General features: G+C 34.6%; 25 protein-coding genes. 15 read left to right on the top strand and 10 right to left on the bottom strand.

The annotated features are described in order from the left end of the window. Positions 1–159: 159 nt before the first annotated feature. A complete protein-coding gene (locus ACYQ3X_RS08515; protein WP_460181384.1) occupies positions 160–900 on the bottom strand; it encodes a sulfite exporter TauE/SafE family protein in 741 nt (246 codons plus the stop codon). 350 nt (positions 901–1,250) lie between these two features. Between ACYQ3X_RS08515 and ACYQ3X_RS08510 the strand changes: the two genes are divergently transcribed. The 4 genes from ACYQ3X_RS08510 to ACYQ3X_RS08495 all read left to right on the top strand — a co-directional run bounded on the left by ACYQ3X_RS08510 (position 1,251) and on the right by ACYQ3X_RS08495 (position 4,349). Further along, entirely contained in the window at positions 1,251–1,931 is a 681-nt protein-coding gene (locus tag ACYQ3X_RS08510) for an energy transducer TonB (protein ID WP_460181383.1), read from the top strand. A gap of 89 nt (positions 1,932–2,020) precedes the next feature. Then, complete coding sequence (locus ACYQ3X_RS08505) at positions 2,021–3,184, top strand: LL-diaminopimelate aminotransferase (RefSeq protein WP_460181382.1); 1,164 nt, start codon at positions 2,021–2,023, stop codon at positions 3,182–3,184. Next, positions 3,184–3,585 (top strand): secondary thiamine-phosphate synthase enzyme YjbQ, encoded by a 402-nt coding sequence (locus tag ACYQ3X_RS08500; protein ID WP_460181381.1) that lies wholly within the window; start codon positions 3,184–3,186, stop codon positions 3,583–3,585. Before ACYQ3X_RS08505 ends, ACYQ3X_RS08500 begins: the two co-directional genes overlap by 1 nt. Then, complete coding sequence (locus ACYQ3X_RS08495; RefSeq protein WP_460181380.1) at positions 3,585–4,349, top strand: YkgJ family cysteine cluster protein; 765 nt, start codon at positions 3,585–3,587, stop codon at positions 4,347–4,349. The genes ACYQ3X_RS08500 and ACYQ3X_RS08495 overlap by 1 nt, the downstream gene beginning before the upstream one ends. A gap of 161 nt (positions 4,350–4,510) precedes the next feature. Here ACYQ3X_RS08495 and rlmN read toward each other — a convergent pair whose 3' ends face one another. From rlmN to ACYQ3X_RS08475, 4 genes are all read right to left on the bottom strand, one after another. Continuing rightward, entirely contained in the window at positions 4,511–5,539 is a 1,029-nt protein-coding gene (gene rlmN, locus ACYQ3X_RS08490; protein ID WP_460181379.1) for a dual-specificity RNA methyltransferase RlmN, read from the bottom strand. After that, positions 5,536–6,204, bottom strand: coding sequence for an LOG family protein (locus ACYQ3X_RS08485; RefSeq protein WP_460181378.1), 669 nt, complete (start codon positions 6,202–6,204; stop codon positions 5,536–5,538). The genes rlmN and ACYQ3X_RS08485 overlap by 4 nt, the downstream gene beginning before the upstream one ends. Next, entirely contained in the window at positions 6,188–6,577 is a 390-nt protein-coding gene (locus tag ACYQ3X_RS08480; protein WP_460181377.1) for a co-chaperone GroES, read from the bottom strand. The genes ACYQ3X_RS08485 and ACYQ3X_RS08480 overlap by 17 nt, the downstream gene beginning before the upstream one ends. A 69-nt stretch (positions 6,578–6,646) precedes the next feature. Then, positions 6,647–8,929, bottom strand: coding sequence for a vitamin B12-dependent ribonucleotide reductase (locus ACYQ3X_RS08475; RefSeq protein WP_460181376.1), 2,283 nt, complete (start codon positions 8,927–8,929; stop codon positions 6,647–6,649). Between the two features lie 63 nt (positions 8,930–8,992). Here ACYQ3X_RS08475 and ACYQ3X_RS08470 point away from each other — a divergent pair, with 63 nt between their 5' ends. After that, positions 8,993–10,000 carry a sodium:calcium antiporter gene (locus ACYQ3X_RS08470; protein ID WP_460181375.1) on the top strand — a complete coding sequence of 336 codons (1,008 nt, stop codon included), beginning with the start codon at positions 8,993–8,995 and terminating at the stop codon, positions 9,998–10,000. Here the strand turns inward: ACYQ3X_RS08470 and ACYQ3X_RS08465 are convergent, their stop codons facing one another. Then, positions 10,001–10,294: a ferritin family protein gene (locus tag ACYQ3X_RS08465; RefSeq protein WP_460181374.1), complete on the bottom strand. Its 294-nt coding sequence runs from the start codon at positions 10,292–10,294 to the stop codon at positions 10,001–10,003. A gap of 77 nt (positions 10,295–10,371) precedes the next feature. Between ACYQ3X_RS08465 and ACYQ3X_RS08460 the strand changes: the two genes are divergently transcribed. From ACYQ3X_RS08460 to ACYQ3X_RS08450, 3 genes are read left to right on the top strand one after another with little or no spacing between them, the layout of a single operon-like run. Continuing rightward, the gene (locus ACYQ3X_RS08460; RefSeq protein WP_460181373.1) at positions 10,372–10,707 is read left to right on the top strand and encodes a YtxH domain-containing protein; all 336 of its coding nucleotides are present in this window, start codon (positions 10,372–10,374) and stop codon (positions 10,705–10,707) included. After that, the gene (locus tag ACYQ3X_RS08455) at positions 10,704–13,028 is read left to right on the top strand and encodes an endonuclease MutS2 (protein WP_460181372.1); all 2,325 of its coding nucleotides are present in this window, start codon (positions 10,704–10,706) and stop codon (positions 13,026–13,028) included. Before ACYQ3X_RS08460 ends, ACYQ3X_RS08455 begins: the two co-directional genes overlap by 4 nt. Beyond that, complete coding sequence (locus ACYQ3X_RS08450) at positions 13,025–13,477, top strand: TIGR00725 family protein (RefSeq protein ID WP_460181371.1); 453 nt, start codon at positions 13,025–13,027, stop codon at positions 13,475–13,477. The genes ACYQ3X_RS08455 and ACYQ3X_RS08450 overlap by 4 nt, the downstream gene beginning before the upstream one ends. On the opposite strand, the gene ACYQ3X_RS08445 is transcribed toward ACYQ3X_RS08450, so the two are convergent. Further along, positions 13,423–15,303 (bottom strand): ATP-binding protein, encoded by a 1,881-nt coding sequence (locus tag ACYQ3X_RS08445; protein WP_460181370.1) that lies wholly within the window; start codon positions 15,301–15,303, stop codon positions 13,423–13,425. The genes ACYQ3X_RS08450 and ACYQ3X_RS08445 overlap by 55 nt on opposite strands. 197 nt (positions 15,304–15,500) lie before the next feature. Here ACYQ3X_RS08445 and ACYQ3X_RS08440 point away from each other — a divergent pair, with 197 nt between their 5' ends. The 6 genes from ACYQ3X_RS08440 to ACYQ3X_RS08415 are packed head-to-tail and all read left to right on the top strand — an operon-like array spanning position 15,501 to position 18,488. Further along, positions 15,501–16,232, top strand: a complete 732-nt coding sequence (locus ACYQ3X_RS08440) for a ubiquinone/menaquinone biosynthesis methyltransferase (protein WP_460181369.1) — start codon at positions 15,501–15,503, stop codon at positions 16,230–16,232. Then, positions 16,204–16,545: a nucleotidyltransferase domain-containing protein gene (locus ACYQ3X_RS08435; protein WP_460181368.1), complete on the top strand. Its 342-nt coding sequence runs from the start codon at positions 16,204–16,206 to the stop codon at positions 16,543–16,545. Before ACYQ3X_RS08440 ends, ACYQ3X_RS08435 begins: the two co-directional genes overlap by 29 nt. Further along, the gene (locus tag ACYQ3X_RS08430; RefSeq protein WP_460181367.1) at positions 16,526–16,948 is read left to right on the top strand and encodes a HEPN domain-containing protein; all 423 of its coding nucleotides are present in this window, start codon (positions 16,526–16,528) and stop codon (positions 16,946–16,948) included. Before ACYQ3X_RS08435 ends, ACYQ3X_RS08430 begins: the two co-directional genes overlap by 20 nt. Before the next feature lie 3 nt (positions 16,949–16,951). Continuing rightward, positions 16,952–17,725: a prolipoprotein diacylglyceryl transferase gene (gene lgt / locus ACYQ3X_RS08425; protein ID WP_460181366.1), complete on the top strand. Its 774-nt coding sequence runs from the start codon at positions 16,952–16,954 to the stop codon at positions 17,723–17,725. After that, positions 17,722–18,156: a hypothetical protein gene (locus tag ACYQ3X_RS08420; protein WP_460181365.1), complete on the top strand. Its 435-nt coding sequence runs from the start codon at positions 17,722–17,724 to the stop codon at positions 18,154–18,156. Before lgt ends, ACYQ3X_RS08420 begins: the two co-directional genes overlap by 4 nt. Continuing rightward, positions 18,153–18,488: a hypothetical protein gene (locus ACYQ3X_RS08415; protein WP_460181364.1), complete on the top strand. Its 336-nt coding sequence runs from the start codon at positions 18,153–18,155 to the stop codon at positions 18,486–18,488. Before ACYQ3X_RS08420 ends, ACYQ3X_RS08415 begins: the two co-directional genes overlap by 4 nt. Here the strand turns inward: ACYQ3X_RS08415 and phoU are convergent. Next, the gene (gene phoU, locus ACYQ3X_RS08410) at positions 18,474–19,178 is read right to left on the bottom strand and encodes a phosphate signaling complex protein PhoU (RefSeq protein WP_460181363.1); all 705 of its coding nucleotides are present in this window, start codon (positions 19,176–19,178) and stop codon (positions 18,474–18,476) included. The two genes, ACYQ3X_RS08415 and phoU, sit on opposite strands and share 15 nt — an antisense overlap. A 169-nt stretch (positions 19,179–19,347) precedes the next feature. Here phoU and pstS point away from each other — a divergent pair, with 169 nt between their 5' ends. Then, positions 19,348–20,352 carry a phosphate ABC transporter substrate-binding protein PstS gene (pstS, locus tag ACYQ3X_RS08405; RefSeq protein WP_460181362.1) on the top strand — a complete coding sequence of 335 codons (1,005 nt, stop codon included), beginning with the start codon at positions 19,348–19,350 and terminating at the stop codon, positions 20,350–20,352. Positions 20,353–20,394: 42 nt separating this feature from the next. Here pstS and aroD read toward each other — a convergent pair whose 3' ends face one another. Further along, positions 20,395–21,075, bottom strand: coding sequence for a type I 3-dehydroquinate dehydratase (aroD, locus tag ACYQ3X_RS08400; protein ID WP_460181361.1), 681 nt, complete (start codon positions 21,073–21,075; stop codon positions 20,395–20,397). Between the two features lie 94 nt (positions 21,076–21,169). Continuing rightward, positions 21,170–21,541, bottom strand: coding sequence for a response regulator (locus tag ACYQ3X_RS08395; RefSeq protein ID WP_460181360.1), 372 nt, complete (start codon positions 21,539–21,541; stop codon positions 21,170–21,172). Positions 21,542–21,550 lie beyond the last annotated feature (9 nt).

Below are 21,550 nucleotides of genomic sequence, written 5' to 3'. Positions count from 1 at the left end.
CTATCTGGCTGAATGTGTTTGGCACTTCGCCCAAATTCCGCGCTTCGCTCGGAACATGAGATACACTCAGTCATGCCATTTCAGTTTCTTTGGGAAAATGTATTAAAAATGACACCAAAGGGAGGCTGTTTTATGTGCTTTATCCTCTCCATGAGAAGTTCAATTAAAAATCAAAGTATGAATTTTATATCCTGTGACAATTAAAATTAAAACTGCGAATATCTGTTTTACTTGTACACTTGGTACAAATCTGCTTGTTGTTCTTGCACCAAGAAAGGAAAACAAAGCTCCAGTAGCTATCAAAGCAAGGGTTAAAGAGAAATTCCAGTGAGCAGTGCTTAGGTGGGGAATCAATGCAGAAAACGATGGAGGGCAGACTGCAAAGGCATTTATTCCTGCTGCTCTTTTAGGTTCAAATCCAACAATTATTAAAGTTGGCATAAGTAGAAACCCTGGACCAACTCCGAGGAATCCTGAAAGAATTGAAATGGGAATTGCTAAAATTGCTGCTAATTTGAAGTTTTCGTCTCCATTAGCGCTTTTTAATGGTTTAAAGAGTCTATAGGCAAGATAAAATACTGCGACAAAATATATAATCCAGACATATTTCTGGTTAACAAATTGAACAATGTATGCACCAATTGGAGCAGAGGCTGTTGTTATAATTGATAATGGAATGGCTTTCCTCCAGTCCACAAATCCACTTTTTGCAAATCCTAATGTGGAAAGCAGAGCAGTAACTCCGTTCAGTAAAAGACTTAAAGGTTGAACCTGGTGCACTAAATCTTCCATGAAAAGTCCTAAAAATGGGATGGCAGCAAAGGCAACTCCAAGCCCAAGCATTCCTGAAATAAAAGATAGAATAGAGAGTCCTGCAACAATAATAATATCTTCTTGCATAAAAAAGATTTTATATCGTGATATTAAGACTTGTCAAGATAATAGTTATTGTGGTTAGATGAAAACAAAAAAGTTTTTATTTTGTGTAGCAAAAAGATTCCTCGTCTTCGCAGTGGAGTAACAAAAGATGTTATCATTCTAAGGGGTGCATTATGTGCATAAGCAAGAGAAGAACAAATGCCCTACGGCGATTTTAAGTTTAAAATTCAAGGTTCAAAAAGCTCTCAGGAAACAAATGTGAGTTTATCTATCGGCAATCTCAGGCTGGATTTTAAAGTTGACCAGAAATAGAAGAATGTTTTAAAATTTTTCAACTTGTCCTGAAGGATAAGTGAAGCCATGAAGGCTCAATGAAGCTTTCATGGCTTTTTTATGTGAAGATGAAAACTATTTATATAAATAAAATTCAACACTTTATTGTGCTTTCAATGTTTTTTCATCTCTTACTTTTTGTGGTCTTTTCAAGTTTTGCAAAATTAAACAAAGAGCATCAACAGATTGAGATTTTTATAATAAACGATGTAGTCAGATCCATTAAAGATTCAAACAAAGCTCAATTTTCAGTGAAAAGGAATCATGTAGAGAAAATACAGTCTACTGTTAAATCTGCTGAAGATGTAAAAATTGTAGAAGAAAAAATAGAAAATGATGTTTTAAATTTTTCTTCCTCTCATTCTGAATCCTCAGAAAAGACATCATCAGGCAGGTTTATATCAACTTCAAATACAGAAAAAACAGGGATAATTGATGCAGAATTTGGAAGTGCTTATGGTCCGAGGTTTCTTTACAGGGAGATTCCTGTATATCCTCAGATTGCAAGAAGGCTTGGAAAGGAAGGGAGAGTTGTTTTGAGGCTTACTCTTGATGAAAAAGGAGAACTTATAAATGTAGAAGTTATAGAAGGAGCTCCTTATGGATTTACAGAGTCTGCTGTTGAGGCAGTAAAAAAATCAAAGTTTTCCCCTGCAATTAAAAATGGCAAACCAGTAGCCTGCAGGGCAATACTTCCTGTAAGATTTGTCTTAAAGTAGTTTAAACTTCAAAGTTCAAAATAACTACTTTTAAATATTGCAATTTTTTTTGTAAACTAAATAAACAATCAATTGATTCAGGAGGTATTATGCAGATTAATTATGCAGAAAGAATCCGAACGCTTCCACCTTACCTTTTTGCAGCTATTGATCAAATGAAAAAAGAAGCTTTTTCAAAAGGAGCTGACTTAATTGATTTAAGCATTGGAGACCCTGATATTCCAACGCCTCCTCATATTGTGGAGGCAATGAAAAAGGCTGTAGAAAAGCCTGAACATCATAGATATCCAAGCTATGAAGGAATGCTTTCTTTTAGAAAAGCAGTATCAGAGTGGTATAAAAGAAGATTTAATGTTAATCTTGATCCTGAAAATGAAGTTTTAAGCCTCATTGGCTCAAAAGAAGGAATTGGTCATATTCCTCTTGCCTTTGTTGATCCTGGCGATATTGTTCTTGTTCCTTCTCCTGGATATCCAGTTTATCCTGTAGGAACAAAGTTTGCTGGAGGTATTCCCTATTTTATGCCTCTTAAAGATGAAAACGGTTTCCTGCCAGATTTTGAATCAATCCCAGAGGATGTTTGTAAAAAAGCAAAACTCATGTTCATAAACTATCCTAACAATCCAACCAGTGCTGTGGCTGATAAGGAGTTTTATGAAAAAGTAGTTGAATTTGCCAGAAAATATAATATTATCGTATGCCATGATGCAGCCTATTCAGAAGTTTATTACGAGGAAAAACCTATCAGCTTTATGCAGATAGAAGGAGCTAAGGAAGTTGGTATAGAGTTTCATTCTCTCTCAAAAACCTATAATATGACAGGATGGAGAATAGGGTTTGCTGTAGGAAATAAAGAAGTTATTTCAGGACTTGGAAAGGTTAAAACAAATCTTGACTCTGGTGTTTTTCAGGCAATTCAGGAAGCAAGTATTGTAGCACTTGAAACAGATGATAGCATTTTAAAAGAAATAAGAGATATTTACAAAGAAAGAAGAAATATTTTATATGAAGGACTTAAAGCTAAGGGATTTGATGTTAAAAAGCCTATGGCAACCTTTTATCTATGGGCAAAAGTTCCATGTGGAACAACTTCAATAGATTTTGTTGGCAAACTTTTAAAGGAAGCTGAGGTTTTATGTACTCCAGGAGTTGGATTTGGTGAATATGGAGAAGGATACATAAGGTTTGCTCTTACACAGTCTAAGGAAAGAATAAAAGAAGCAGTAGAAAGAATAGGGAGGCTTAAGCTGTGATGAAGACCTTAATAGTAAAAACTTCTTCAAGAGAAGAATTTGTTGATATTACAGATGAAGTTGAAAAGGTTGTTAGAGACAGCGGAATTAAAAATGGAATGTGTTACCTATATGTTCCTCACACAACAGCAGGCATAACCATTAACGAAGGTGCTGACCCTTCAGTAAAAAAGGACATTCTTAATGCATTAAAAAAGATTGCGCCCTATGGTGCAGGATATCTTCACATGGAAGGCAATGCAGACAGTCATATTAAAACAACAATTGTGGGTTCATCAGTGAGTGTTTTTATTGAAGAGGGTAATCTCATTTTAGGACAATGGCAGAGCATATTTTTCTGTGAGTTTGATGGACCAAGAACAAGAAAGGTTTATTTAAAAATAATTAAACAGGAGGAATAATGTTAAACATTAATGCAATAGCTCCAGATGAGCTAACAGAGGAGTCAAGGTTTAAGTTTCGTTGCTATCCAGGCATTTCCTGCTACAGAAGTTGCTGCAAAAACATTGATATAATGCTAACTCCCTATGACATAATGAGATTAAAAAACAGATTTGGCATATCTTCCGGTGAATTTTTAATGAAGTATACCTATGCATTCATTGAGCCAAGAAGTGGTTATCCATTTGTTTTTTTAAATAAAAATGATGATGAAGAAAAAACATGCCCATTTTTATATGAAGCAGGATGCTCTGTTTATGAAGATAGACCTGCTACATGTAGATATTACCCAGTTGGGCAGGCCTCTCTTAAAAAGTTTGATATGACAGATGGGATAACAGAAGAGCATTATTTTTTTGTTAAAGAGCCTCACTGCAAAGGTTTTCACGAAGACAGAGAATGGACAGTGGCTGAGTGGCGAAAAGATCAGGGAGTTGACCTTTATGATGATATGAACAGAGGATGGAAAGAGCTTTTCTTTAAGAGAAATCTGAAAGCTGAAAAACTTGATGAAAGAAAGGCTAAGGCATTTTATATGGCTTGCTATGACATTGATGCTTTCAGAAGATTTGTTTTTGAAAGCAGATTTCTTCAGGTCTTTGATGTTCCTGAGGAAAGATTGAAAAAAATGAAAAAAGACGAGACGGAATTAATGAATTTTGGATTTGACTATGTAAAATTTCTTTTAATGATAAAGGAGACTTTGAAATTAAAACATAATTAAGACTTTAGCAGTGAAGATAAGAGTTCACAAACTTTGGGAAGCAACGTCCTTCGGGCGATTCAGATGCCCTTTGGGCAATTCAAAGTTCAAACGCCCTTTGGGCGATTCAAAGTTCAAACGCCCTTTGGGCGATTCAAAGTTCAAAGTTCAAAGTTTAAAGTTTAAATGTAAAGGGCTTTTAACTGTCCACAGGCAGCAAGGATATCCTGTCCTTTGCTTTTTCTGATAAACACAGAATAGCCCTTTAATATCAAAGTTTGCTGAAATTTAAGTATCTCCCCTTCATCAGGTTTTTCAAGCTCACATCCTTCCCATGGATTGAAAGGGATGAGATTTATCTTTGATGGTATTCCTTTGAGAATCTGTGCAAGCCTTAATGCATCTTTTTCAGAGGAATTAATGCCCTTAAGCATTACATACTCAAAGGTTATTCTTTCTCTTGATTTTAGAGGATATTCTCTCAATGTTTTTAAAAGTTCCTTGAGTGGATATTTTTTATTTACTGGCATAATGGAGGTTCTTGTTTTTTCATCAGATGCATTAAGGGATATTGCAAGCTTTACTGAAGGAGCCTTCTCTGGTAATTCTTTAATTGCTGGAATAATACCAGCAGTGGAAATAGTGATTCTTTTTGGTGAAAATTCAATCAAATTTTTAAATCGCCACAATGCTTCAATAACATTTTCAAAATTCAATAGAGGTTCACCCATTCCCATAAAAACGATGTTTGTAATTTTTTTGTTTTCATCTTTTATTAACCTGCTTACCTGAATAAACTGGTCAACTATTTCCCATGCAAGAAGGTTTCTTTTAAATCCTATTCTGCCTGTAAGACAAAATCTGCAGTTACAAGGACAGCCAACCTGACTTGATATGCAAAGTGTTAATCTATTCTTGTCTGGAATTAATACACTTTCAATTTTTTCTTTATCTTCAAGCTCCCAGAGAAATTTTTCAGTGCTGTCTTTACTGATTTTTCTTTCAACCAGTCTAATGTTGCCAATATAGTATTCCTTAGATAAACTCTCTCTAAGCGATTTAGGCAATTCCGTGATTTCATCAATTGAAGTAGCAAACTTTTTGTAAATCCAGTGAATAATCTGTTTTGCTCTGTATAGAGGAAGTTGCTGGTTTTTTATAATTTCTTCAATCTTCTGTGTATTGTAATTCTTGAGATTTTTTAGTATCATTCGTGATGAAGAGGAGGGATTGGAACTTCAAGCTTTGTGAGATAGTTTTTAAGATAACTGCATACAGCCTCAGGATTGTCAATGATTTCAAAATATTTAAAGTCATCAAGACTTATGGCACCAAGATTTTTAGGTGAATTTTTAAACCATTCAAGAAGTCCTTTCCAGTAGATAGAACTATAAAGAATTATTGGAAATGAAAGAATTTTACCTGTTTGAACAAGTGTGAGAGCTTCAAAAAGTTCATCAAGAGTTCCAAAGCCACCTGGGAAGATAACAAATCCGATGGAATATTTTATAAACATCAGCTTTCTTACAAAAAAGTATCTGAAGTTCAAGGAAATATCAAGATATTTATTGGGATGTTGCTCATGGGGAAGCTCAATATTCAATCCAATAGATTTTCCTTTTCCCAGTTTTGCGCCTTTATTGGCAGCTTCCATTATGCCAGGACCACCACCTGTAATGATTGAAAAGCCAGCCTCACTTAGTAGTTTTGCTACTTTGAATGCTTCCTGATAATAAAAATTTTCTTCTGTTAATCTGGAACTTCCAAATATTGAAACTGCAGGACCAATACCATGCAAAGTTTCAAAACCCTCAACAAGCTCTGACTGAATTCTGAATACTCGCCATGTATCAGAAGACTTAAAATCCTCTATCATCTTCCTCTTCCTCTACTATTGTTGTTCTGATAAGTGCAAGAATTGCAGAATGGGGTACAATTAGATACTTTTTTTCTTCAAACTCTATTTCAATTCCAGCATCTTTAAGAAAAAGTGCATAATCACCTTCTTGAGCTTGAAGAGGTATATATTTTATGGGCTCAGCATTTGTCTGCTTCCATGGTTCTTCAAGAACAACAGAAATGTCATTAACAGGATAACCAGGTCCTACTTTTATAACTCTTCCACCAATAACTTTGTCTTTTTCTTTCACAGTGGGAGGTAAAAAAAGTCCTGCCCGAGTTTCCATTCTCTCATCCGGCTCAATAAGAACTCTGTCTCCAACGATTATTAACTTCCTTTGTGTTTTCATAATTTTGAACCTTAAATTTGAAACTTTAAATCACTCAAAGGGTGTCTGAACCTTTAATTTTATTTTATCTCAGCTACATCTTGTAAATCCACAGCTGTGACAGATAACACAGCCTTCTTCATAAGAAAGCGCACTACCACATTCAGGACAGGCTCCGTAGTGAGCTGCCTCATTTGAACTTTGAACTTTGAACTTTGAATTTTGAATCACCTGCAGGGCATTTGAATCACCAGAAGGGTGGTTTGCGGTTGAATTGAGTTTTCGGATATGTGCAGTTTCTTTTATTTCAGCCTCTATTGCCTTTGCAATAGCATCTGAACAGCTTGTAATCTTTCCATTGCCTGACCACACAGGAGCATGACAGGATATTCCTTTAAGTTGCTTTACTATTTCCTCTGGCTCAATTCCACTTCTTAAGGCAAGAGATATGAGTCTTCCAATTGCTTCTGCTTGTGAGGCTGCACATCCACCTGCTTTGCCTATATTTGTAAAGACTTCAAAGGGTTTTCCCTCATGGTCTTTATTGATTGTTACATAAAGATTTCCACAACCTGTTTTCATAAGTCTTGTAACTCCTTTTAGAACCTCAGGTCTTTTTCTTGGTTTTAGAATTAAAGGAACGCTTTGAGCTTCTGTTTTAGTCTTCTGTATAACCTGTCCCTGTCTTGAGCCGTCTCTATAAACAGTTACACCTTTGCATCCAAGACGATAGGCAAGAAGATAAACCTCTCTTACATCATCCTCTGTTGCATCTTTAGGAAGATTTACTGTTTTACTTACTGCATTGTCAACGTATTGCTGGAATGCTGCCTGCATGCGAACATGGTCAGATGGAGAGATTTCATGGGCTGTAACAAATATTTTTTTAATCTCATCCGGGATTTCTTTAATTTCCTGAATTGAGCCTGTTTCAGCTATTTTTTCAGCTAAAGCATCAGACCAGAGTCCTAATTTTTCCATTTCCTTTCTGAAATAAGGATTAACTTCTACAAGGCGTGTTCCATCCATCACATTTCTTGCAAAACATATGGCAAAAAGTGGCTCAATTCCAGAGGAACATCCTGCAATTATGCTCAGTGTTCCTGTTGGTGCAATTGTGGTTATAGTTGCATTTCTTAAAGGCATTTTTCCATAATATATGCTTTTTTCATAGTTAGGAAATGTTCCTCTTTCCTTTGCAAGCTCTTGAGAAGCCATCCTTCCTTCCTGAAGTATAAACTTCATCAATTCTTCTGCGAGACTGAGAGCGTCTTTTGAGTTATAAGGAATTTTTAACTGAATAAGCATGTCAGCCCAGCCCATCACACCAAGACCTATTTTTCTGTTTGCTTTTGTATTTTTTTCTATAAGACTCAATGGATATTTATTTGCATCAATAACATTATCAAGAAAATGAACAGCCTTCCATACAGTGCTTCTCAGAAGTTCCCAGTCAACAGAGTCTCCTTTTACCATTTTTGCAAGGTTTATTGAGCCAAGATTACAGGACTCATATGGTAAAAGAGGTTGTTCTCCACAGGGATTTGTTGCTTCAATTTCTCCAAGTAGAGGTGTTGGATTTGAAGCATTAATTCTATCAAGGAAAACAATTCCTGGTTCACCATTTTTCCATGCCTGGTGCACTATAAGATCAAAAACTTCCTTTGCTTTAAGCCTTTTTACAGTTTTGCCTGTTCTTGGATTTATTAAATCGTATTCTTCATCATTTATAACTGCTTTCATGAAATCTTCAGTGAGTCCAACGGAAATATTAAAGTTTGTAAATTTTGTAAGGTCATCCTTGCAGGTTATAAACTCTAAAATATCAGGATGGTCAACTCTCAGAAGCCCCATATTAGCACCTCTGCGTCTTCCTCCCTGCTTCACAGCCTCTGTTGCTGCATCAAAAACACTCATGAAAGATACAGGTCCTGAACTTATTCCCTTTGTTGAACCTACCACATCTCCTTTGGGTCTGAGGCGAGAAAAGCTGAAACCTGTACCACCTCCTGATTTATGTATGATTGCAGCATGTTTTACAGCATCAAAAATTCCTTCCATAGAGTCTTCAACAGGCAAAACAAAGCACGCACTGAGTTGTCCAAGAGGAGTCCCTGCATTCATTAAAGTGGGAGAGTTTGGTAGGAATTTAAGTGTGGTCATAAGTTCGTAAAATTCCTCTTTTGTTTTATTTACCTCCTTTTCAGATTTACCGTACATTGCATCTATTTGAGCAATTGCTATGGCTACCCTGCGAAATAACTCCTCTGGTGTTTCTATGATTTTACCTTCTTCATCTTTTTTAAGATACCTTCTTTTTAAAACTTCTATTGCATTATCTGTTAGCTCCAAATTTACTATTGTTTTTTCCATTTGACCTCCCTTCTTTTATTGCAGAGTTGTTAAGAAATAAAACTTTAGATTATAATTTTAAGCATGACTGCAGATATTTTTCTACTACTTTTTAATCTTTTATTGATATTACTTAGCGCAGAGATTTTCACCAATGGCATTGAAGTCTTCGGAAAAAGACTTGCTCTCAGTCAGGCAGTAGTGGGAAGTATATTGGCTGCAGTAGGCACAGCTCTTCCTGAAACAATTCTTCCTCTGGTTGCTATTTTACTGCACAAAGGAGAGGCAGGACATAGTATTGGTATTGGCGCAATATTAGGTGCTCCTTTTATGCTTGCTACACTGGCTTTTTTAACGATTGGATTAACAGTTGTCGCTGGATATGTATCAAAAAGAAGGAGTTTTGTCTTTGAGGCAGAAATTTCCACAGTAAAAAGGGATTTAGTTTTTTTTCTAATCATGTATTCTTCAGGAATCTTTTTACCCATGTTTTTAAAACAACACATATTAGTTGCTCTTTTACTTTTGTTTGGATATATAGCCTATTTATATGTAACTTTCAAGAGTGAAAGTGAAGGAATTTTACATGAGGAAAGACTATATTTTGATAAAATTTTTGGAAAAGTTCTGCCAGTAAAGAGATTGGAAACTTTTTTTTCACTGACCCAGGCTTTGATTGCTCTTTTCATAATGATTAAAGGTGCTCATGGATTTGTTTCCGCACTACAACATGTTTCTGTTAAGATGGGATTTGACCCTCTTTTGTTTGCTCTTTTGATTGCTCCAATTGCAACAGAACTTCCTGAAAAGTTTAACTCTGTAACGTGGACATTTAAAGGAAGGGATACGCTGGCAATGGGAAATATAACAGGTGCAATGGTTTTTCAGTCAACTTTTCCTGTTTCTGTAGGAATTATTTTTACGGACTGGAATATAACAGGTTATGCATTGTTGAGTGCCTGTCTTGCAATTCTGGCAGGTTTAATACTTCTTGGGGAAATTCACTTTAGAAAGCGAATTTCCCCTTTACTTTTAATTCTTTCAGGCTCTTTTTATATCCTTTACGCCTTTTTAATTATAAAGCCCTTTTAGCTATTCTTCCTCTTCCTCAAGCAATTCTTCAACTTCCTCTTTGCCTTCTTCAAGCTCATCTTCCTGTTCCTCATCATTCATAAGAAGAAGAGTGAGGAATTCACCAACATGGGTTTTTTCTTCTCTTGCAATGTCAAGAAAAATAGCTTTAATCTTTTCATCGTTTGTTAATGATGCAAGCTGTTCATAAAGATTAATAGCGTCAAGCTCAGCAATAAGCCCTATTCTTAAAATTTGTCTGTTAATGTCTTCCTGTTCTAATTTTTCCATTGAAAAAGGTATTTTGGAAAGCATAAAACACCTCCGTTTTTTCTTTCAATTATACAATAAAAATTTGTTAAAATTAAACAAATACCTCAAGGAGGATTAAAATGAGAGAGGAAGGCAAGATTTTAGCAGCGTTTCTTTTAGGAGGAGTAATTGGAGCAGCCTTTGCCCTTCTTTATGCACCAAAATCAGGGGAAGAAACAAGAAGAGATATTAAAAAGAAAGCTAAAGAGCTTAAGAAAAAAACTGTCAGAGCAGCAGAAGACCTTTATGAAGAGATTGAAGAACTTTCAGAAATGTTAAAAGAGAAAGTTAAAGATATTAAAGAGCGCGGGCAGGAATTAAGCTCAGATGCTAAAAAAGAAATTTTAAATCAGATTGAAAAACTTACAAAAGTAATTGATGAGAAAAAGAAGAAGCTTCTGGAGAAGCTTGATTGATTGAAAAAAAGGCTCTTCTGGATTTAGATTTTTATAAAATTCTGAGTTTAATAAAAGAGTTTGCCAGTTCCTTAGCTACAAAAAAAGCTATTGAAGCAATTTTCCCTTTTGATGAGTTTGAACAAGCAGACAGTGCTCTCAAAGAATTTGAAGAAATAAAAAAATATCTTGATCAGGAAGCCGAGCTTTCTATATCTTTTTTTCCTGATATCTCTGAATTACTTGATAAAGCAAAGAAAGAAGGAGCTATTTTTGAACCCTCTGAGTTAACTCAATTTTTAAAAGTTCTTAGGGTTCTGGATAAAGTAGCTCCTATTGTTGATAAGTTTTTAAACTTCCCTTTTTTGAGCCGGAGAATAAAAACTATTCTTAAAACAGGTTTATCTATCGGTCAGCCATATCTTCTTGAAATACTTGAAAATACCGTTGATGAAGAGGGAAATATTCTTGATACAGCCTCTCCATCTCTGAATTACATAAGAAAACAGATAAAAATAATAGAGGAAAAAATAAAACAAAAGCTTGAAGAAATAATCAACAGACCGAATATAAAGGTTTTTCTTCAGGACAGATTTATTACAAAAAGAAACAATAGATGGGTTATACCTGTTCGGATGGATTCAAAGGGACAGGTTTCAGGAATTGTTCATGATGTTTCTCGTTCTGGTGAGACAGCTTTTATAGAACCTTCTGAAATAACAGCTTTATCCAAGAAATTAGAAGAACTTTTAATTGAGCAAAGAGTTGAGGAAATAAGAATACTTAAGGAAGTCTCCTTTGAGATACATCAAATCATTGAAACCCTTGAAAGAGAATTTAATTTACTCATTTATCTTGATAAAATGCTTTCAGTATATAAGTTTTCCAGAAAATTTAATGCTCATGTTCCTCAACTCAGCAAAGAAATCGTGATAAATCTCATAGATGCAAGACATCCTATGCTGATGCTTTCCAGAGATGTTGTACCTCTTCAGATAGAACTGAAAAATAAAAAAGTTCTTGTAATTACAGGTCCTAATGCAGGAGGCAAAACAGTAACACTGAAGACAATAGGACTTTTAACTGCAATGGCTATTTCTGGACTTCCTATACCAGCAAGTCCTTCTTCTACAGTTCCCTTTGTAAAAAGTATATATGTTGATTTTTATCATGAAGACTCTATTGAAGAGCATCTTTCAAGTTTTGCCTCTCATATAATAACTCTCAAAAAAATAGTTGAAGAGGCTAATTCCGATAGCCTTGTGCTTCTTGATGAGATAGGCACAAATACTGATCCTGAGGAAGGCTCTGCTTTAGCATGCGCAATACTTGAAGAGTTAAAAGACAGAGGAGTTTTCACTTTTGCAACAACCCATTTAAGTAAAGTTAAAATCTTTGCAACAACCCAGCAGGATATAGAAATAGCCTCTATGCTCTTTGACGAAAAAACCATGTCTCCCCTTTATAAATTGAGCATTGGCAGTTTAACTCCTTCGTATGCCCTTCAAATTGCTCAAAAATATGGTTTTCCTGAAAAGCTTATTAAAAGAGCTTACGAATTAAAAGGCTCTCAGGAAAAGGAAATTTATAAACTTATGAAAGAGCTTGAAGAAGCTAAAGCTGAATACAGTAAGAGAGTTGATGAGATTGAAAAAATTAAAAACAGTGTCATTATAGAAAAAGAGAGATTAGAAAAAGAAATTTCCTTTGCTTCTGAAAAAAAGAAAAAAATCATTGAAGAGGCAAAAAAGGAAGCTCATAATATGCTCATGAAATTGAAAAAAGAGGTTAACATTCTTTATGAGGAAGCTAAAAAAGCAGACAAGAAAAAACTTAAAGAAATCTCTCTTAAAATTTCAGAACTCTCAAAACAGGTATTGCCCGAGGAAGTAAAGGTTCCTGAAAACATTCAGATTGGTGATATTGTAAAAGTGAAATCTCTTGGTCTTACAGGAAAGGTTTTAGATATTGAAGATAAAAAAGCAAAGATTCAGGCAGATACAATGCATGTAGAAGCAAAAATTGACGAGCTTGAAAAAATTAAAATAGAGCAGAAAGAGGAAAAATCTAATACTTCTTCTTTTATTCCTGTTGAAGGGGTTTCCACAAAGCTTGATATAAGGGGTTTAAGAGTTGATGAATCAGTTCCACTAATAGAGAAATTTTTAAATAAACTTTCTTTAAGTGAGGCTTTCTCAGGAATTATTATTCATGGAATTGGTAAAGGTATTTTAAGAGATTTTGTGAGAGATTACTTAAAGGAACATCCTCTGGTAAAAAGCTTCAGAAGAGGAAATGCTGAAGAAGGAGGAGAAGCTGTAACAGTAGTTGAAGTAAAATGAAAACAGCTGGAGTAATTGGAGCAGGAAAAGCAAACAAAGAACTTTTAGAGCTGGCAGAAGAAACTGGAAGGCTTCTTGCAAAAAATGGATTTATTCTCATTACAGGAGGACTTGGTGGAGTAATGGAAGCTGCAAGCAGAGGTTGTTATACTGGAGGAGGCATTACAGTTGGAATATTGCCAACACTTAAAAAAGAGGATGCCAATCCCTACATAAAAATTCCGATTCCTACAGGAATGGGAGAGATGAGAAATGCTTTAATAGTGAGAGCTTCTGATGTTTTAATTGCAATTGGTGGAGAGTATGGAACTCTTAGTGAAATAGCTCTGGCATTAAAAACTGGTAAGAAAGTTATAGGACTTAAAACATGGAAAATACCAGGAATAATAGAATCTCAATCAGCGGAAGAAGCTGTAGGGCTTGCAATATCCTTAATTAAGGGTAAATAAATTTTAAAGTTTGTTCCTTTATCTACCTCGCTTTCTACTTCAATAAATCCTTCATGATCTTTTATAATTCGGTAAACAATTGAAAGCCCGAGTCCTGTTCCCTGAGAACCTTTTGTGGTAAAAAAGGGTTCAAATATTCTTTTCTGAGTTTCCTCATCCATACCAATTCCAGTATCTGATATAGATAAAAGTGCAAACTCTTTATTTATCAGAGAAGCAATCTTAGTTTTTATTGTTATTGTTCCTCCCTCTGGCATGGCATCACGAGCATTTAATATTAAATTCATTAAAACTTCATCAAATGCTTCAATATCAAGCCTTACAGGAAGTGGAATGGTGGATAAGTTATAAACTACCTTAATATGCTCTTCCACAGTAGCATCTATTTTTGTTTTTATTGACATAATCATAGAGTTTAAATCAAAAACCTTCATCTCATACTTTCTTTCCCCTGTTAGATTTAAGATTTCCTTTGAAAGCTCTATGGCTCTTTTTGATGCATTAATTATCTGGTCAAGGGCATTTCTGACAAATTCATTTGAGACCTTTGGCTGAGCAATACTGGCAAATCCATGAATTATATTGATTAAATCCTTAAATCTGTGCACTGCTTCACCAAGAGAACGCCTTACAGATTCAAAATGATGAAATTCTTCCATTTTTCTTTCCATTTTTCTTGCTTCAAGAATTTTTACTGAAGCCTCAGAGATTGCTCTGCTTAAGAATCCAATTTCATCTGTTCTTTGAGAGTATTTTTCAAGATATATCTCTTTTAATCCAAGATAAGCTGCCTGTCCTGAAATTTCAATTATGGGATTTATGTATTTTTTTGTAATGTAAAGGAGCAAGATAAATGAAAGAATAAAGGAAGCAAAAATTTGATAAAAAAGATTGAGGTATAGGTTTTTTGTAATGACTGCCTCTGGTAATAGTGTTACAAGAGAAAGCTTTCTATTTTTAATGTTCCATTTTTCTATTTTTACAAACCATTTCTGATTCTGGAATTTAATCTTGTCTTTTTCTGAATGCAAGGCATTATAAAGCAAAGGGAACTCATCTTTATTGAGTTTATAAATTTTTCCTATCTGGGGAGCAATCTCATCAACAAAGGCTATCAGGTCATCATTGTCTGAAATAAGATAAAGCTTTGCTTCTGGATGAAGTTTCTGCTTGGCTTGATATAAAAATAATGATACATCCTTTATCTTTAAATCAATACCAACAACTTCCTTAGACTCACTACATAAAAGCAAGGAAACTGTAACACCAGGGTCTTTTGTCGTCCTTAATATATACTGCTTACTTATATGAATATCATGGTTCTTTAGCGCCTGTTTATACCAGTTTGTGTTTCTTGGATCATAATTATCCTTGATTTGGGTTTTTTTTATTATTTCTCCGTCATTTTTCAGAGTATTCCATACTACATATCCTCTGTCTTCTGCTTTTTTAATTCTGTTAAGCCATCTGCCTCTGTCATTTAAAATGAGATATCCATTACCCTTTCCATCTCCATAATTTATTGATGTTACATAGGGATACTTTTTCATAAAATCCATCAAAAATTTATTAGTTTTTTCAATATCATTGAAGTTTAAAATTTTACAGCAAACAAGAGCCTCAATGTTATACAGGAAAGTTTCAACAGGGTTTATTAATTTTTCCATTTCTCCTTTAAAATAAGATGAAACTGTTTCCAGGTGATGACTTATATATTGCTCATAAAGATGAAAAGAGAGTAAATAATTGGTTATAGCTATTCCTGTAGCCAGAGCTATCATTACTACTACAGTAAGCCACTTAACACTCAAAATAAATTTTGCCATTCTGATTAAATTATACCCTTAAAAAAATTCTTTAGCTACATTCTGAAATTGACGATGAAAATATCAATCTGAACTTGCTGCAGCAGGTGATGAATTTCTTTCTATTAACAAGTCGTTTGGAATTGTCAAAAAATCTCTGAGACACTTAAAAACACGCTTTTCTATAAGCAATTTCAGAATATGCTATAATTCTTGATATGAAAGAAACTCAACAGATTAAATTTATGTTTGACAGAATAGTGCGCAGATATGATCTTCTAAATCATCTGCTTTCCTTTGGACAGGACTTTTTCTGGAGAAAAAAGATGGCAGAGCAGGCATTAAGTGGCAGTGCCTGTCTTGTTTTAGATCTTGCAACAGGAACTGCAGATTCTGCCCAAGCAGTATTAAATAGAGGAGCTAAGGTTGTTGGTGTTGATATAAGTTTAGAGATGTTAAGAGCGGGAAATAAAAAAATAAAAAAGAAATATAAAAATGCTCTTTTTTCCCCAATTGTTGCCTCTGGCTATAAGCTTCCTTTCAGAGATGAAAGTTTTCATGCTGTAACCTGTGCTTTTGGAATAAGAAACATGCATGAAACAGAATCTGCAGTTAGAGAGATTTACAGAGTAATAAAAATTGGTGGTAGAGTTGTTATTCTTGAATTTAGCCTTCCAGAGGGATTGTTCAAGATACCCTATCTTTTATACTTAAAAAAAGTCGTTCCCTTTATTACTTCATTTTTTTCAGTTCGTTCTGCCTATGAATATCTTGGCTCATCAATTGAGGGATTCTATAAACCCCATGAATTTGTAAAACTTCTTGAAAATTGTGGATTTAAAAATATAAAAGCCATTCCATTAAGTCATAGTTGCGTTTATATTTATGTTGGAGAAAAAACTCATTATGATAAAATAAATTATGTTTTCAGAGGAAAAGAGAGCACTTAAAAGAATTACTGAAAAGCTCAAAAAAGCACTAAGGGAAGAACTTATATCAGTTACAGCCTTTGGTTCAAGAGTAAGGGGTGATTTCAAAGGTGATTCTGACTTTGATGTGCTTGTGATTGTAAGGCAGAGAAATAGAGATATAATTGACAAAATAGTTGATATATTCAGCCAAGAGGAGATAAGCACAGGTATACCATTTTCACCTGTTGTAAAATCAGAAGAGCTCTTTGAAAAGGAAAGAGAGTTCAACACAACCTTTTATAGAAATATAAAAAATGAAGGGAAGATACTTTATGGAAAAGCTCACAATTAGTGATAAAATAGCGTTATCAGAATACAGATTTGAAAAAGCCTTAGAAACTTTGAAAGATGGAGAGATTGCCTTTAAAAATAAAAGCTACAAGATGGCAGTAAATAGAGCATACTATGCTGTTTTGCATGGAATCAGGTCTATTTTGATACTGAAAGGCTTAGACCCGGTTACTCATGATGGAGCTAAAACAATGTTTTCCCTTCATTTTATCAAGCCGGGGATTCTATCAGCAGAAACATTGAAAATTTTTAATCAGCTTCTTTTATTGAGAAAAGATGTGGATTATGGTGATTTTGAAAAAATTGATGAAGAAGATTCAAGGGAAGCTCTTGACAAAGCAGATAAGTTTTTAAAAACTATTAAGCCAGTAAGGATAAAATTAGTATCTGAATTAAAGGAGTAGGCTATGATTCCCTATCCCAATATAAGTCCTGAGATTGTAAAAATAGGTCCTCTTTCAATCAGATGGTATGGACTGATGTATCTTATCGGATTTATATGCTCCTATCTCATTGTAAAAAGAGAGATTAAGCGAAGAGGCTTCAGGGTTGAAAAGGACTTTCTCGAGAATCTTTATTTTTACCTTATTTTAGGGCTTCTCTTAGGTGCCCGGCTTGGATATGTAATATTTTATAATCTGCCCTATTACATAAAGCATCCTCTTGAGGTTTTTGCCATATGGCAGGGTGGAATGTCCTTTCATGGTGGACTCATTGGAGTTATAATCTCTGCATGGCTTTTTACAAGGGTAAAAAAATTTGAGTTTTTCACTCTTACAGATATGCTTGTTCTTACTGCACCAATTGGACTTGGCCTTGGAAGAATCGGCAACTTCATTAATGGAGAGCTTTTTGGAAGAATAACTGATGTCCCCTGGGCTATGATCTTCCCTGAAGGAGGACCTCTTCCCAGACATCCAAGTCAGCTTTATGAAGCTGCACTTGAAGGAGTTGCATTATTTTTGATTTTATGGTTTTTAAAAGATAAATTCAGCCGCTCTGGAATTATCTCATCCCTTTTTTTAATTCTTTACGGAGTCTTTCGCTTTTTTGTTGAGTTTTTCCGTGAGCCAGACCCTCAGATTGGCTACATTCTCGGCATATTCACAATGGGACAAGTTTTATGCAGTATTATGATATTAGCTGGAATTGGTTTGTTCCTTTACAGGAGTAGAAAATGATTGAGTTTACAGATGAATTAATAAAAAAGCTTAATGAGCTGAAAAAACAAACCTTTTTTGAATTGCTTGAACTGGCTGGCAGAGTTTTCATTATTGTTGACTACGATGAGAGCGTTGTAATAGGTAAAAGAGGATTTCTTCCAGAGGAAAAGGAAAGAGGTCTTGTTCTGGTTTTTAACAGCAGGATGAAGTTCAGCTGGGAAAATGATGTAATTACTGCAACGCTTGTTTTTGGTAGTAAACCTGAAAAATGCTACATACCTGTAAATGCTATTGCAGTAGTTTTTTCTCCTGACTTAAGGGTTCAGCTTTCAGTGCCTGTGGTAAGAAAAATCAACAAAGAAGAACAAATAAAAGAGTCTTCGGAGCAGAGCAATATGGAAGATAAAGGAAAAGTTATAGATATTACTAAATTGAGAAAGAAAAAATGAGCACGGAAAAATATCTAAAAGAGCTTTTAATTCAGCAACTTAAACAAAAGATGAGCAGGACTGGGCAGGATTTAGCCCCTGTAGAAGAACCTCCACCTGATTTAAAAATTATGAGCTATGGAATGGTTATTGGATACATTGACATAGTCACAGAAAGGGATATAAACCCTGATAGAATAGCTAAATTGAAGGGCATAGTTTTAAAGGGAAACAAACTGATTATTCTTGTTCCAAAAGAAGAAAAGCTTAAAATAACAGAAACTCTATGGAAAGAAGGGCTTGCTGAAAAAGTAAGCATTGGTACATACGAGATAAATCTATTTCTGCCTTGACATAAAGTCTTCTAAACAGAGTTTGTGTATTTCTTCTGTAACGAAACTACCTCTTATCATTTTACCTTCAACCATATAAATAACCATTTCAGCTATGTTTGTGGCATGGTCTGCTATTCTTTCAAGGTATTTGGCAATAAACATTCTTTTAAGGGCAAGAGGAATTATGTCAGGATTTTTAATCATAAGTCCGAAAAGTTCATTATGATTATTCTGTAAAAGCTCATCAACTTTATCATCTCTTTTTATTACATCATAGCACAAATCTACATCTTCCTTAACAAACGCATTTATTGAATCCTCTACCATACTTTCCGTAATCTCAGCCATTTTTGGGATATTTACAAAGGGCTTTAAAAAAGGTTCCTGTGCAAGTTCAATTGCTCTTTCAGCTATGTTAACCGCAAAATCTCCCATTCGTTCAAGGTCTGTGCTTATTTTCATTGCTGTGGTGATAAATCTTAAATCCTTTGCCATAGGTTGTCTTAAAGCAATGAGTTTTATACATTCTTCATTTATTTCAACTTCAAGCCCGTTAATTAAATTATCCCTTGATATAACCTGTTTTGCAAGGTCAATGTCTCTATCAATTAAAGCTTTAACAGATTTTCTAATTCCTTCCTCAACAAGGCAACCAAGTATAAGTATTTTTTCTTTCAATTTTCTTAATTCATTTTCTAAAATTCCCATACTGCCTCCTTGTCTGTATAACTTAAAGCATTTTAACAATTTTTGTTCCATAAATGGTAGTCTTTAACAAAAATTTAATATTGCTGTAACTTTGTTTTAACAAAGCCTGTGATATTATTTAAATAAAGCATGGGACTTTGTCCCTGAAAATCTTAAAAAGGAGGTTTTTATGCGGTATTTATCCTTAGTTTGCTTCATTGTTTTGCTTTTTAGTTTCACGCTCGCACATTCTGCTGAGATGCTTAATGGAGCTGGAGCTACTTTTCCTTATCCGTTGTATTCAAGCTGGGCTGCAGACTATCACAAAGCAACAGGAATTAAAATTAACTATCAATCAATTGGCTCTGGTGGAGGAATCAGACAGATTACAGAAAGAACAGTGGATTTTGGTGCCTCTGATATGGCACTTAAACCTGAAGAGCTTGAAAAATCTAAGCTTCTTCAATTTCCTGCTGTGATAGGTGGTGTTGTGCCTGTTATTAACATTCCTGGAATTCCCTCAAATACCTTGGTTCTTGATGGAACTACCATCTGTGAGATATTTCTTGGTGAGATTAAACAATGGGATGATCCAAAAATCAAAGCACTTAATCCAAATCTAAATCTTCCAGCAAAACCGATCACTGTGGTTCATCGCTCTGATGGTTCTGGAACAACTGCCATATTTACACACTACCTTAGTGGAGCATGCAAAAAATGGGCAGACTCTGTTGGTTATGGAACATCTGTAAGCTGGAAAACAGGACTTGGTGGTAAAGGTAATGAAGGAGTGGCTAACTATGTAAAAAGAACTCCTTATTCAATCGGATATGTAGAGTTTGCCTATGCAAAACAAAATAATCTAAGCACAGTAAAGCTTAAAAACCCAGCAGGACAGATTGTATCAGCTGATTTTGAAAGCTTTGCTGATGCAGCAGCAACTGCTCAACTTGACCCTAAACAGCACTTTTATGCATGGATGACAAATGCACCTGGTAAAAAATCATGGCCTATTACAGGAGCTACTTATATTCTTCTTGCAAGAGAAAAGAATGATGTAAACAAATCTGTAATAAAATTTTTTGACTGGGCTTTTATAAACGGAGATGCAACTGCTAAAAAGCTTGACTATGTGCCTCTTCCAAAATCTGTTAAAGATAAAATAAGAGCTTACTGGAAGACATACATAAAATAACAAATTAAGCCCGATTAAGCCTGATGAGGCTTTCGGGCTTTTTTAATTCCTTAAGCCAAGTTTTCTAAAAATATCTACCAACTCTTGCAGAGAAATCTGTCCTGGTGCTGATGAAGTGTTTAAACTGGCATAGGTAATGATAGACCCAAGGGCAGGAAAAATTATTCTTGTTAATTTTCCCCTTTCACCCATTCCTATTACAATAATATTACTTTTTCTGTGATTCAATAAGAAAAGAGCAAGTCTTTCTATGTCTTCTCTGTCATTAACCATTGTAGCAATCTTAATTACATCTGCACCAAGATTAAGCCCTTTCTCAAAGACCTTTTCCAGTTCATCTGAGGAAGGTGTCATATCAAATCTATGATAGGAACCTATAAATTTTATGTTATTTTTTAAACTGAGTTCCCTTACGGCACCTGCTTTATCAGAAAAAATCTCTATATCAAGAAAATCGCAAAAAGGGATTAGTTTAACATAAATGCTCAATCTATGCGGAATTTCTCTTTTACCTCCTTCTTTTGGAGATCTTATTGTGCAGATTAAGGGAAGATTGAATTTTCTTTTTGCAATAAAAAAAATATTTTCAACTTCTCTGAGATTGTCAAACATATCAACCCTTAATTCAATAAGGTCAGCATCCTTCAAAGAATTCTCATCAAGAGATAGGACATCTCTGTCAGTTAATACCACTGCTATTGCAGGTATATTTTTTAAAAGCATAATTTAAGTTTAACAGTTAACTTTAAGAAAATTCAAAAAAATAACCTCGAGCTTTAAAACCCGGGGTATTTTTGAGTAAAGGAGTGGGAGGGGGTTAATGGGACTTTTTAATATAAAAGGAAATCTTTTTATAAAGCTTAAAAACATCTCCCTTTGGTATATAATCTACCCTTTTTTGTAATGCTAATCTTCTTAAAAAGCTCTCTTCCATGGAAGAGTAAAACAGTACCGGAATTCCCTCTATCTTTAAATTTTTTTCCAGTAATTCATACAGGTTTTCTCCTGATAAAGCTGGCATATTAATATCAAGAAGAACTATATCAGGCTTGAAGTTTTTAATCTTGTTGGTAGAACCAAGCCATCCCAAGTTTTCAATGACATTGTAGCCCACCTTTTCAAGAAGATCTTTTGTGATTCTTAAATCCTCTTCCCTATCATCAATTATTAAAATTTTTCCTCTGTTCATTTTTACCTC

The organism is Thermodesulfovibrio sp. TK110, assembly GCF_054658355.1.
The sequence above is the reverse complement of the archived record's forward strand: the minus strand, read 5'-3'. Positions and strand labels throughout refer to the sequence as shown.